The sequence below is a fragment of the Paraburkholderia sp. BGA-UO-ETr-F21 genome (genome assembly GCF_059567925.1).
Genome location: NZ_JCAQOY010000016.1, coordinates 242,086 through 255,133 on the forward strand (window position 1 = coordinate 242,086; position 13,048 = coordinate 255,133).

At 62.1% G+C, this 13,048-nt stretch carries 10 protein-coding genes and 1 riboswitch; of the genes, 9 read left to right on the forward strand and 1 reads right to left on the reverse strand.

Translation table 11 applies throughout. The features are described from left to right. Nucleotides 1–192 precede the first annotated feature (192 nt). A complete protein-coding gene (locus tag AC57B1_RS12095; protein WP_496417605.1) occupies nt 193–1,851 on the forward strand; it encodes a GMC family oxidoreductase in 1,659 nt (552 codons plus the stop codon). A gap of 249 nt (nt 1,852–2,100) precedes the next feature. Here AC57B1_RS12095 and AC57B1_RS12100 read toward each other — a convergent pair whose 3' ends face one another. Next, nucleotides 2,101–3,063 carry a LysR family transcriptional regulator gene (locus tag AC57B1_RS12100; RefSeq protein ID WP_496417606.1) on the reverse strand — a complete coding sequence of 321 codons (963 nt, stop codon included), beginning with the start codon at nt 3,061–3,063 and terminating at the stop codon, nt 2,101–2,103. Nucleotides 3,064–3,311: 248 nt separating this feature from the next. Between AC57B1_RS12100 and AC57B1_RS12105 the strand changes: the two genes are divergently transcribed. From AC57B1_RS12105 to AC57B1_RS12140, 8 genes are all read left to right on the forward strand, one after another. Further along, complete coding sequence (locus AC57B1_RS12105; protein WP_408344190.1) at nt 3,312–4,118, forward strand: glycosyltransferase family 2 protein; 807 nt, start codon at nt 3,312–3,314, stop codon at nt 4,116–4,118. 116 nt (nt 4,119–4,234) lie between these two features. Further along, a riboswitch (S-adenosyl-L-homocysteine riboswitch) is annotated at nt 4,235–4,325 on the forward strand. A 77-nt stretch (nt 4,326–4,402) separates the two neighbouring features. Further along, nucleotides 4,403–5,824 (forward strand): adenosylhomocysteinase, encoded by a 1,422-nt coding sequence (gene ahcY / locus AC57B1_RS12110; protein ID WP_091798138.1) that lies wholly within the window; start codon nt 4,403–4,405, stop codon nt 5,822–5,824. Nucleotides 5,825–5,954: 130 nt separating this feature from the next. Then, the gene (locus tag AC57B1_RS12115) at nt 5,955–6,308 is read left to right on the forward strand and encodes a phage holin family protein (protein ID WP_091798141.1); all 354 of its coding nucleotides are present in this window, start codon (nt 5,955–5,957) and stop codon (nt 6,306–6,308) included. 11 nt (nt 6,309–6,319) lie between these two features. Beyond that, nucleotides 6,320–7,150: a methylenetetrahydrofolate reductase [NAD(P)H] gene (gene metF, locus AC57B1_RS12120; protein WP_496417607.1), complete on the forward strand. Its 831-nt coding sequence runs from the start codon at nt 6,320–6,322 to the stop codon at nt 7,148–7,150. 288 nt (nt 7,151–7,438) lie between these two features. Beyond that, on the forward strand, nt 7,439–9,082 hold the full coding sequence (locus AC57B1_RS12125) for an ABC transporter substrate-binding protein (protein WP_091798147.1): 1,644 nt from the start codon (nt 7,439–7,441) through the stop codon (nt 9,080–9,082). A 195-nt stretch (nt 9,083–9,277) separates the two neighbouring features. Continuing rightward, entirely contained in the window at nt 9,278–10,906 is a 1,629-nt protein-coding gene (locus AC57B1_RS12130) for an ABC transporter substrate-binding protein (RefSeq protein ID WP_496417608.1), read from the forward strand. A 139-nt stretch (nt 10,907–11,045) separates the two neighbouring features. Continuing rightward, a complete protein-coding gene (locus tag AC57B1_RS12135; RefSeq protein ID WP_091798153.1) occupies nt 11,046–12,056 on the forward strand; it encodes an ABC transporter permease subunit in 1,011 nt (336 codons plus the stop codon). Between the two features lie 8 nt (nt 12,057–12,064). Continuing rightward, entirely contained in the window at nt 12,065–12,982 is a 918-nt protein-coding gene (locus AC57B1_RS12140; RefSeq protein WP_496417609.1) for an ABC transporter permease subunit, read from the forward strand. Nucleotides 12,983–13,048 lie beyond the last annotated feature (66 nt).

The window sequence follows — 13,048 nt, forward strand, 5'->3', positions numbered from 1 at the left end:
GAACGCTCCCTACAATGCCGGTAAAACACAGGTAGACAAGTGTTCTGCAGTCGCCTGCAGGCAATCGGAGAAAGCGCTTTGATTGGGACCAGTGTAGCGCGCTAAAAGCGTGAAATCGGGTCGGCCGTTCAGCGCTTACTCCGATCGACGGAGACAGGGTTCGCGAGCAACGCGGCCCACATGGAGGAGCGGATGCAATACGACTACATCATCGTCGGTGCAGGCTCGGGCGGTTGCTCGCTGGCGAGCCGTCTCGCGGATAGCTGCCCGGACGCGACGATCGCCCTGATCGAAGCCGGCCCGCACACGGACCGCAATCTGTTCGTCAATATGCCGGTCGGCGTAGCGGCCGTGGTGCCTCACAAGCTCAAGACCAACTACGGCTATCTGACCACGCCGCAGCCGGGGCTCGGCGGACGGCAAGGGTATCAGCCGCGTGGGCGCGGTTTCGGCGGATCGAGTGCGATCAACGCGATGATCTACACGCGCGGCCATCCGCTCGATTACGACGAATGGGCGAAGCTGGGTTGCGAGGGCTGGTCGTGGGCAGAGGTGCTGCCGTATTTCCGCCGCGCCGAAGGCAATGAGCGCGGCGCCGATGCGTGGCACGGCGATAGCGGCCCGCTCACCGTCTCCGATTTGCGCTACCAGAATCCGTTTTCGCGGCGCTTCGTGCAGGCGGCGATGGAAGCCGGCTACAAGCCGAATAGCGACTTCAACGGTGCCGAGCAGGAAGGCATTGGCTTCTACCAGGTGACGCAGCGCGACGGGCGCCGTTGCAGCGTGGCGCGAGCCTACGTCTACGATCGCGCGCGCCCCAATCTGCACACGATCGCCGACGCGACGGTGCTGCGCGTGGTCTTCGACGGCAAGCGCGCGAGCGGTGTCGAGATCGTGCGCGGTGGCCGCACCGAAACGCTTGCGGCGCGCGCGGAGGTGGTGCTCGCGGCGGGCGCGTTCAATTCGCCGCAACTGCTGATGTGCTCGGGCATCGGGCCGGCGGCGCACTTGCAGTCGCTCGGCATTGCCGTGCTGCACGACGCGCCGGAGGTTGGGCAGAACCTGATCGACCACGTCGATTTCACGATCAACAAACGGGTTGCGTCGATCGAGCCGACCGGTTTTTCGATTCGCGGCATTGCGCGGATGCTGCCGCAGTTCGTGACCTTCATGCGCCACGGGCGCGGCATGCTGTCGAGCAATGTCGCCGAGGCGGGCGGTTTTCTGAAGAGCAGCCCGACGCTCGACCGGCCTGACCTGCAGTTGCATTTCTGCGCGGCCATTGTCGACGACCACAACCGCCATATGCATTGGGGCCATGGTTATTCGCTGCACGTGTGCGTCTTGCGGCCGCATAGCCGCGGCAGCGTGACGCTGGGGAGTGCCGATGCGCGCACTGCGCCCGTGATCGATCCGCGCTTTTTCAGCGATTCGCGCGACCTGGACCTGCTGGTGGAAGGCGCGCAGATGGCGCGGCGCATCCTCGATGCGCCCTCGCTCGCGCTGCACGGCGGCACTGAGTTGTATACGCGTCCTGGCCAGTCGGAAGCGGAATTGCGCCGCGTCATCGCCGAGCATGCCGACACGATCTACCACCCGGTGGCGACGTGCCGGATGGGCGGCGACGCCCGGTCGGTGGTCGATCCGCAATTGCGGGTGCGGGGCGTGACGGGGCTGCGGATCGTCGATGCTTCGGTGATGCCGACGCTGATCGGCGGCAACACCAATTCGCCGACGGTGATGATCGGCGAGCGCGCGGCCGAGCTGATCGCGGCGGCCCGCCGCGAGTCCTGGGCGGAGCTGAAGATGACGTCCGCGGACGGAATTCGAATGGCGACGAATGCCGCGTGAGTTTAGTCGCCCGCGCCGACCAAAGAGAGCCAGCTCAGCTTCACCGTCGACGCTGCGGCAAACCAACGGTCATGGCCGGTTGATTCGCTGATCGCGCAAGGCCACGGCGAGACGCATCCGGTCGCGAGCAAGGCCACGGCGAGCGGTCGCTTTGCCAACCGCCGCATCGAGTTTGTCGCGCAGCAGTAGTCGCGATTGCGGCGAGTGATGCAAGACATGCCACCGGCTCTGCGCGGCGGCGGTATGTCTTCATTCGGCGGGCGGTACGGGAAACGGCGTCGTGATGCCGGCCACGCCAATGCCCGGTGCCAGCATGAAATCGTCGCCTGCCTGGCCGGGCAACGCCTCGCGGGCGACTTCGAGCCATGCGCGCGCGGCGTGCGACAGGTAGCCATTGCGTCGCCAGCCGATCGCCATTTCCCACGGAATCTCAGGCTCGACCACCGGCCGGCAGGTGAACTTCGCAGGGTCGAGCCGCCGGCAATACGGCGCTGGCAACAGGGCGATGCCGACACCGGCCAGCACGAGCGCCGCCATGAAATCCCAATGTCCGCTGCGCCCGACAATGGTCGGCGCAAAACCAGCCGAACGGCACGCGTTCAACACCACGTCATTGAGCGCGAGACTTTCGCCGTAGAACACGAACGGCTCGCCGGCGAGTTGGGCGAGCGGCACCTCGTGCAGGTCGTCCCAGCGTGAACCCGCGCGCGCGACAAGCCACAGGAGCTGGCGCGTCACCGGCAGCACGTCGATATTTTCCGGGTCGACGGGTTGCAGCACGCCGCCCAACTCCAGTTCGCCGTTGATGAGCGCCGCTTCAATGGCGCGCGAACCTTGCTCGAACAGCTTGAGCTCGATTTTCGGATAACGCTGGCGGAATGCGGCGATGGCCGGCGTGAAGAGGGAGCCGCCCATCGGCGGAATGCCGATGGTGAGTTGGCCGCGGCCGAGCGTGTCGAGGTCGTTCAGTTCAGCCTGCAACTGCGCGTGCGCCGCCAGCACGTCCTGACCGCGCTGGTAGACGATCCGGCCGGCATCGGTCAGCACCATCTGCCGCCCGTCGCGCAACAACAGCGGGGAGCCGATTTCGTCCTCCAGCGACTTGACCATTTTGCTGATGGTCGGCTGCGTGACGAACATCTGCTCGGCGGCGACGGTGAAACTCTGCTGGCGAACCACTTCGACGAAATACCGCAGCGCTCGTAGTTCCACGATCTCAAACTCCAGAATTCCAAATTGGAATGATCGGAGTGATTGTAAGTCATCGTATTTATGTCGCGGCAAGCCTTAGCGCAGTCATCACCGACTTTCCTGGCCGCGCGCTCATGACATAGCCGGTGCTGGAGTTGCGCTTCTGACGGGGCGCAAGGCACCTCAGCCATTTCAAGATGCGCTCGGTGGCAAGCGGAATAACATCGACGGTTCTTGACCGTAGACACGCTCATCGCGCCCGTTCATTCATGACTCCCGTTTCGATCATCATTCCCTGCTACAACGGCGCGGCGACGCTTGTTCGCGCTTTGCACAGTTGCCGGATTCAGCCCGAGGCCGCACAGATCATCGTGGTGGACGACGGCTCGACCGATGCATCCGCGGACCTCGTCGCCCAATGCGGCAGCCTCGACGCGCGCGTGTGCCTGCTGCAGATGCCCTACAACGGCGGCGCGGCACGAGCGCGCAACTGGGGCGCGATGCATGCGTCGCACGATCTGCTCGCTTTCCTCGACGCCGACGACGAATACCTGCCCGGCGCGGTCGGCGCCGCGAGCACGTTCCTCGCGCAACACCCCAACGAAATGTCCGTGCGTCTCGACGTGGAGTACACGGATTTTCCGCGTGTGCTTACCGCTCACCCCGACTTCGCCGCACATGCGGCAACGCTCAGCAATACGGTGCCGAGCAGCCTGTTCATTCGCCGCTCGGCGTACCTCGCGCTCGGCGGCTTTCCGATGGACGAAGGGTTTCGCCGCATTGGTGGCGAAGATGGCGCGTTTTCCTGGGCGCTGCGCGATATTTTCGGCAACCCGCGTCTGGATGATGCCAAGCGCGTGCGCATGCATTACCACGCCGGCATTCACGCGGAGCGCTACTTTCGCATTGCGCTGGGTCTGCAAACCGCCAATCCCGACGATACCGCCGATGCCTTTCATCTCTCCCGGCAGTTTCTCGACACGGCGCGTGCCGGCATCGCGCAATTGCGCGCGGCAAAAGTGATGCTTCACGCTCCCGCACAGGCGGAACCGATCGCGCCGGGGAGCGCTTCATAAGCCGTGGTGGCGGCCGAACCCGAGCGCGCCGCGCCCGTTCTCCCCGCGCGCGCGGCGGCAAAGTCGAAACCCGATCCGCGCCCCGAAGCCATCTCGATTTGCTACAATCGCCGTTCGTCTTCGAGGAGCGTTGCGACGGGTACCGCGAATCAGCATATTCGCCGGCCGCCCGCCAGGCTCGAAGGCTTCAATCGGAGGTCGGTTGCGCACAGCGCTTTCCGGTCCACCGCATCGAACCGCGCTCACGTCAAATTTCTAGTCAATTTCTTAGAAAGGAGGGCGTGATGAACGCCGCAGTTATCGATTCCCAAACTTCCCAGGATTTCGTTGTTGCCGACATGTCGCTTGCCGACTGGGGCCGCAAGGAACTGAACATTGCCGAGACGGAAATGCCCGGCCTCGTGCAGACGCGTGAAGAGTACAAGGCGCAGCAGCCGCTGAAGGGCGCGCGCGTCGCAGGTTCGCTGCACATGACGATCCAGACCGGCGTGCTGATCGAGACGCTGACGGCGCTCGGCGCGGACGTGCGCTGGGCCTCGTGCAACATCTTCTCGACGCAGGACCACGCCGCCGCGGCAATCGCCAAGGCCGGCACGCCGGTGTTCGCATTCAAGGGCGAATCGCTCGACGAATACTGGGAATTCTCGCACCGCATTTTCGAATGGCCGAACGGCGAATTCGCCAACATGATCCTCGACGACGGCGGCGACGCCACGTTGCTGCTGATCCTCGGCTCGAAGGCCGAGAAAGACCGCTCGGTGATCTCGAAGCCGACCAACGAGGAAGAAGTCGCGCTGTACAAGTCGATCGAACGTCATCTGGACGCCGACCCGACGTGGTACTCCACGCGCCTCGCGCACATTCAGGGCGTGACCGAAGAAACCACGACCGGCGTGCACCGTCTGTATCAGATGGAAAAAGAAGGCCGCCTGCCGTTCCCGGCGATCAACGTCAACGACTCGGTCACCAAGTCGAAGTTCGACAACCTGTACGGCTGCCGTGAGTCGCTGGTCGACGGCATCAAGCGCGCGACCGACGTGATGATCGCGGGCAAGATCGCCGTGGTGGCCGGTTATGGCGACGTGGGCAAGGGCTGCGCGCAATCGCTGCGTGGTCTGGGCGCGACCGTGTGGGTCACCGAAATCGATCCGATCTGCGCGCTGCAGGCCGCGATGGAAGGCTACCGCGTCGTGACGATGGAATACGCGGCCGACAAGGCCGACATCTTCGTGACGGCGACCGGCAACTACCACGTGATCGGCCACGACCACATGAAGGCGATGCGTCACAACGCGATCGTCTGCAACATTGGTCACTTCGACTCGGAAATCGACGTTGCGTCGACCCGTCAGTACCAGTGGGACAACATCAAGCCGCAAGTCGACCACATCATTTTCCCGGACGGCAAGCGCGTCATTCTGCTGGCTGAAGGCCGCCTCGTGAACCTGGGTTGCGCGACGGGCCACCCGTCGTTCGTGATGTCGAACTCGTTCACGAACCAGACGCTCGCGCAGATCGAGTTGTTCACGCAAGGCAAGAAGTACGAAAACAAGGTGTACGTGTTGCCGAAGCATCTGGACGAGAAGGTCGCACGCCTGCATCTGGCGCGCATCGGCGCGAACCTGACCGTGCTGTCGGACGAGCAGGCCGGCTACATCGGCGTCGACAAGAACGGTCCGTTCAAGCCGAACCACTATCGCTATTAAGAACGCCGCAGGCGGTTTGACAGCATGACAGTTGGAAGACAGGGCGGCGCATCATGCGCCGCTTTGTTCGCCAAGCCGCCTTTTTCGCGCGTTTTCCCCGTTATTGGACATCCTGCCAAAGGAGCTCTACATGACCTTGCTGCTGACCTGGCTGATCAACGCGCTTGCGCTCCTGATCATCACCTACCTCGTTCCGTCGATTCATATCCGCAGTTTCGGCACCGCACTGATCGTCGCGGTGGTGCTCGGGTTGATCAATACGATTTTGCGGCCGGTGCTGATCCTGCTGACGCTGCCCGTGACGATTCTCACGCTCGGACTCTTCATTCTGGTGGTCAACGCGCTGTGCTTCTGGCTGTGCGCTTCGCTGCTGAAGGGCTTTGAAGTGTCGGGATTCTGGTCGGCGTTCTTCGGCTCGATTCTGTACAGCATCGTTTCGTGGCTGCTGTCCGCGCTCATTTTCGGCAACCGCAGTCTCGGTTGACCCACTGAATCATGAACCCGATCGAACTTTCATTCGAATTCTTCCCGCCGAAAACGCAGGAAGGCGTCGACAAGCTGCGCGCCACGCGCGCCCAACTCGCCACGCTCAAGCCGAAGTTCGTGTCCGTCACGTTCGGCGCCGGCGGCTCGACGCAACAGGGCACGCTCGATACCGTCGTCGATATGGCGAAGGAAGGGCTCGAAGCGGCGCCGCACGTGTCGTGCATCGGCTCGTCGAAAGAGAGCCTGCGCGCTATTCTCAACGAGTACCGCGCGCATGGCATCCGCCATATCGTCGCGCTGCGCGGCGATCTGCCGTCCGGCATGGGCGAAGTCGGCGAGTTGCGTTACGCGTCGGAACTGGTGAGCTTTATCCGCGCCGAGTTTGGCGACTGGTTCTGGATCGAAGTGGCCGGCTACCCGGAATACCACCCGCAGTCGCGCTCGCCGCGTCAGGATCTGGAAAACTTCGCCCGCAAGGTGAAGGCCGGCGCCAATTCGGCGATCACGCAGTATTTCTTCAACGCGGACGCCTACTTCCGTTTCGTCGACGACGCGCGCAAGCTCGGCGTGGACGTGCCTATCGTGCCGGGCATCATGCCGATCACGAACTTCTCGCAGCTGATGCGTTTCTCGGAGATGTGCGGCGCAGAAGTGCCGCGCTGGATCGCGCGCCGGCTGGAAAGCTTCGGCGACGACCGCGAGTCGATTCGCGCATTCGGGCTGGATGTGGTGACGGACCTGTGCGGGCGTCTGATCGATGCCAAGGTGCCGGGCCTGCACTTCTACACGTTGAATGGCGCAGCTGCGACCAAAGCGATCTGCGAACGGTTGAACGCGTAAGATTCGCATCGCGTCGTTAAGACGAAACCGCGCGGCTGTTTTTAGCCGCGCGGTTTTTTTTTGCGCTGCGAATGGCGGCCCGGGCGTTCATGCGAATTTGAGGCTCCGCCGTGCGAGCGCAGTCGTCATGACGAAACCGACGCTCGTACACCGGTTGCGACAGTTGCTGCCGTGCAACAAACGTAGGCACCCGCGCCAACCTTGCGGCGCGTAAGCCCGCATTGAACCCGAATTTTGTGCTGTCTATGATCAATGCGCAGCTGACGTGGCTGCTGTGCGGAGAACGTAATGACGGTATCTAAGTTGCTGTTTGCAGTTCGCCAAACCTGTCTTCCAGCGCTGAGCGCCTGCGCGGTGCTGACTGCGGGCCTGTCCCCCGCCGCAGCCAATGCGGCCACGCTGCCCGACAAGACCCTCGTGTTCTGCTCCGAAGGCAGTCCGGCGGGCTTCGACAGTGCGCAGTACACCACCAGCGTCGAATTCAGCGCGGGCTCGTACACGGTCTACAACCGGCTGATCGAGTTCGCGCACGGCAGCACGGATATCGAACCGAGTCTGGCCGAAAAGTGGGATGTGTCGCCCGACGGACTGACGTATACGTTTCATTTGCGCCACGGTGTGAAATTCCAGACCACCTCGTTTTTCAAGCCGACGCGCGAATTCAACGCGGACGACGTCGTCTTCACTTATCAGCGGATGCTCGATCCGGAGCAGCCGTTCCGCAAGGCGTATTCGGTGCCGTTTCCGTATTTCACCGATCTCGGCCTCGCCAAGAACATTGCGAAGATCGAAAAGGTCGATCCGTACACGGTCAAGTTCACGCTGAAAGAAGTCGATGCGCCGTTTTTACAACAGATCGCGATGCCGTTCGCATCGATCCTCTCGGCGGAATACGGCGATCAGTTATTGAAAGCGGGTAAAGCGTCGGATATCAATCAATATCCGGTCGGCACCGGCCCATTCATTTTCCGCAGCTATACGAAAGACGATACGATTCGCTTCGACGGTAATCCCGATTACTGGAAGCCGGGTATCGTCAAAGTCAGCAAACTGATATTCGCGATTACCGTCGATCCGGCCGTGCGTCTGCAAAAACTCAAGCGCGGGGAATGCCAGGTCATGGCGTATCCGCGTCCCGCTGATATTCCGGCGGTAAAAGCCGATGCGTCGCTGGCCATGCCGAACCAGGTGGGTTTCAACCTCGGTTATATCGCCTACAACACCACCAAGAAACCGCTCGACAATGTGCTGGTGCGCCGTGCGCTCGATATGTCGATCAATAAGAAAGCGATTATCGAATCGGTCTATCAGGGCGCGGGCCAGGCGGCGACGAACCCCATGCCGCCGACCCAGTGGGGCTACGACAAGAATCTGAAGGACGCCCCGTTCGACACGGAAAAAGCCAAAGCGCTGTTGAAACAGGCGGGTTATCCAGACGGCTTCGACCTGACGTTATGGGCCATGCCGGTTCAACGGCCGTATAACCCGAACGCGCGGCTCATGGCGGAAATGCTGCAATCCGATTGGGCGAAGATCGGCGTCAAGGTGAAGATCGCCACTTATGAATGGGGCGAATACATTCGCCGTGGCCATGCCGGCGAACATGAAGCGATGCTGATCGGCTGGACCGGCGATTATGGCGACCCGGATAACTGGCTCGGCGTATTGCTGGGTTGCGACGCGGTGAACGGCAGTAACTTCTCCAAATGGTGCTACAAGCCTTACGACGATCTGATCAAGAAAGGCCGCGGCACCACCGACCTGCCTGAGCGCACCAAAGCTTATACGGAAGCGCAGGAGATATTCAAAGATCAGGTCCCATTTACGCCGATCGCCCACTCCACGGTCTATCAGCCGATCAGCAAGAACGTCACCGGCTTCAAGATAGACCCGTTCGGCCCGACGCAATTCATGAATGTCGGTCTGAAATAACGCCGGCGGGCCGTTTTTTTGCTTCGGCACCCCTCTGCGGCCGCACGTTCCCGGTAATGCCGGCGTGCGGCCATGCTTATGCCCGATTGGTTTCCGATCGTCAACAGAGGGAATTGCCTCCGCTTGTTGCTGTGAGCCAAGCTCAAGTAATATCGCGCTACGCCGGCGGGAGCCGGCCACGAACCTGGAGGAAACATGAAGCAAAACAATCTGTTGCGCGCCGCGCGTGTTACGACGCTCGTCGCAGCTGCAGCGGCATCGATGGTGGGCGCAAGTGTCGCGCGCGCCGAGATTCCGAATAAAACCCTGGTTTACTGCTCAGAAGGCAGTCCTGCGGGTTTCGATCCGGCCCAATACACCACGGGCACCGATTTCACGGCTAATACATTCACCGTTTACAACCGTCTCGTCGAATTCGAACGCGGCGGCACCAAGGTCGAACCGGGCCTCGCCGAAAAGTGGGAAGTGTCGGCGGACGGCAAGACGTACACGTTCCACCTGCGTCATGGCGTGAAGTTCCAGACCACGTCGTTCTTCAAGCCGACGCGCGAATTCAATGCGGACGACGTCGTGTTCACGTTCCAGCGCATGCTGGACCCGAACTCGGCCTTCCATAAGGCTTACCCGGTTCAGTTCCCGTATTTCACGGACATGGGCCTCGACAAGCTGATCACCGGCGTCGAAAAGGTCGATCCGTACACGGTCAAGTTCACGCTGAAGGAAGTCAACGCACCGTTCATCCAGAATCTGGCGATGGAATACGCGTCGATCCTGTCGGGTGAGTACGGCGACCAGTTGTTGAAGGCCGGCAAGGCCGCCGACATCAACCAGTTCCCGGTCGGCACGGGTCCGTTCATTTTCCGCAGCTACACGAAAGACGCGACGATCCGTTTCGACGGCAATCCGGATTACTGGAAGCCGAACACGGTGAAAATCTCGAAGCTGATCTTCTCGATCACGCCGGACGCCGGCGTGCGCGTGCAGAAGATCAAGCGCGACGAATGCCAGGTGATGAGCTATCCGCGTCCGGCCGACATCGCACCGCTGAAGGCTGAAGCGAACATCGCGATGCCGTCGCAACCGGGCTTCAACCTCGGCTACCTCGCGTACAACGTGTCGCACAAGCCGGTCGACAAGGTCGAAGTGCGTCAGGCGCTCGACATGGCGATCAACAAGAAGGCGATCATCGAGTCGGTGTACCAGGGCGCGGGCCAGGCTGCCACGAACCCGATGCCGCCGACCCAATGGTCGTACGACAAGAACCTGAAGGGCGCAGCCTACGACGCGGACAAGGCCAAGGCCTTGCTGGCGAAGGCCGGCTACCCGAACGGCTTCGACATCACCCTGTGGGCGATGCCGGTGCAGCGCGCGTACAACCCGAACGCCCGCCTGATGGCGGAAATGATCCAGGCCGACTGGGCCAAGATCGGCGTGAAGGCCAAGATCGTCACGTATGAGTGGGGCGAGTACATCAAGCGCGCTCACGCAGGTGAAGACGACACGATGCTGATCGGCTGGACCGGCGACAACGGCGATCCGGACAACTGGCTCGGCACGCTGCTCGGCTGCGAAGCGGTGAACGGCAACAACTTCTCGAAGTGGTGCTACAAGCCGTTTGACGACCTGATCCAGAAGGGCCGCGTCACGTCCGATCAGGGCGCGCGCACCACGGCTTATATGCAGGCGCAGCAGATCTTCGCGCAGCAACTGCCGTTCTCGCCGATCGCTCACTCCACGGTGTACCAGCCTGTCAGCAAGAAGGTCGTGGACATGCGTATCGAACCGCTCGGCTACGCGCGTTTCGATGGCGTCAGCGTCAAGTAATACATCAGGCAAGTCGTAAAATTCACGCAGTACGCTTTTCGCACGGTTAGAAAACTGGTCGAAATGGTCCGGCGACCGGGGTCACAAGCCCTCGTCGCCGGTTGCGTTTTTTCTTCATCAAGACCATAGGGACAAAACCATGTTCCGCTTTGTTTTGCGCCGCATCGGCATGGTGATTCCGACTTTCATCGGCATCACGATCCTCGCGTTCGCGCTGATTCACCTGATACCGGGCGACCCCATCGAAGTGATGATGGGCGAGCGCGGCGTCGATCCCGCCATGCACGCCGCGGCGATGCACCGGCTCGGGCTCGACGAATCCTTGCCCATGCAGTACGTCCACTACATCGGACGCGCGCTGCACGGCGACCTCGGCACCTCGATCATCACCAACACCAGCGTGATGGGCGAATTCCTCGCACGCTTTCCCGCTACCGTCGAACTGTCGATCTGCGCGATGCTGTTCGCCTTGATCGTCGGCTTGCCGGCGGGCGTGTTCGCGGCCTTGCGGCGCGGCACGGTGGTCGATCACGGCGTGATGGGCACGGCGCTCACCGGCTACTCGATGCCGATCTTCTGGTGGGGCTTGATCCTCATCATGGTGTTCTCCGTCAAGCTCGGCTGGACGCCGGTGTCCGGCCGCATCGCGGTCGAATACGACATTCCGCACGTGACCGGCTTCATGCTGATCGACGCCATGATGTCCACCGACGAAGGCGCGTTCAAATCCGCACTGAGCCATCTGATCCTGCCGGCCATCGTGCTCGGCACGATTCCGCTGGCGGTGGTCGCGCGTATGACGCGTTCGTCGATGCTCGAAGTGCTGCGCGAGGACTACATCCGCACCGCGCGCGCGAAGGGCTTGTCGCCTGGGCGCGTGATCGTGGTGCATGCGTTGCGCAATGCGCTGATTCCGGTCGTGACCGTGATCGGTCTGCAGGTCGGCACGCTGCTCGCGGGCGCGGTGCTCACCGAGACGCTGTTTTCGTGGCCGGGTATCGGCAAGTGGCTGATCGACGCGATCGGCCGGCGCGACTATCCGGTGGTGCAGGGCGGTATTCTGATGATCGCCACGCTGGTCATTGTCGTGAACCTCGTCGTCGATCTGTTGTACGGCGTGTTGAATCCGCGCATCCGCCATACGAGGTAATCACGATCATGGCAGACATTCAAAACACAGTCCCCCAAGCGGTCACTCCCCCGAGTGGCCGCGCTATCGCCGCCCGTGAATTCTGGGCGAATTTCTCGCGTAACCGTGGCGCGGTCGGCGCCGGTGTCATCGTGCTGCTGTTGATCTTCGTCGCGATCTTCGCGCCGTTGATCGCGCCGCACAGCCCGATCGAGCAATACCGCGACTTCGTGAAGATTCCGCCCGCATGGCTCGAAGGCGGCAACTGGAAGTTCATTCTCGGCACCGACGAAGCGGGCCGCGACATCCTTTCGCGTCTGATGTACGGCGCGCGGCTGTCGTTCTGGATCGGCTTCGTTTCGGTCGTGCTCGCGCTGATTCCGGGCGTCGTGCTCGGTTTGATCGCGGCATTCTTCGAAAAGTGGGCCGACACGCCGATCATGCGCATCATGGACGTGCTGCTCGCGCTGCCGTCGCTGCTGCTCGCTGTTGCGGTGGTCGCAATCATCGGCCCGGGCCTCGTCAATACCATGCTCGCCATCGCGATCGTCGCGTTGCCCGGCTACGTGCGTTTGACGCGCGCGTCGGCGCAGGGCGAGTTGCAGAAAGAGTACGTGACGGCTTCGCGCGTGGCGGGCGCCAGCACCTTGCGTCTGATGTTCTCGCAAGTGCTGCCGAACTGCACCGCACCGCTGATCGTGCAGGCTACGTTGGGCTTTTCGTCGGCGATTCTCGACGCCGCGGCGCTCGGCTTTCTCGGCCTCGGCGTGCAACCGCCTTCGGCGGAGTGGGGCGCGATGCTGGCCTCGGCGCGTGACTACATCGACAGCGCATGGTGGATCGTTACGATGCCGGGTCTGTCCATCCTGATCTCGGTGCTCGCGATCAATCTGCTCGGCGACGGGCTGCGCGACGCACTCGATCCCAAACTGAAAAGGATGGCGTAATGAAACAGCCCCCACACTCACTTCATTCGCTGCCCCCCGAGGGGGCAAGTCAGCACGCTTCGGGCG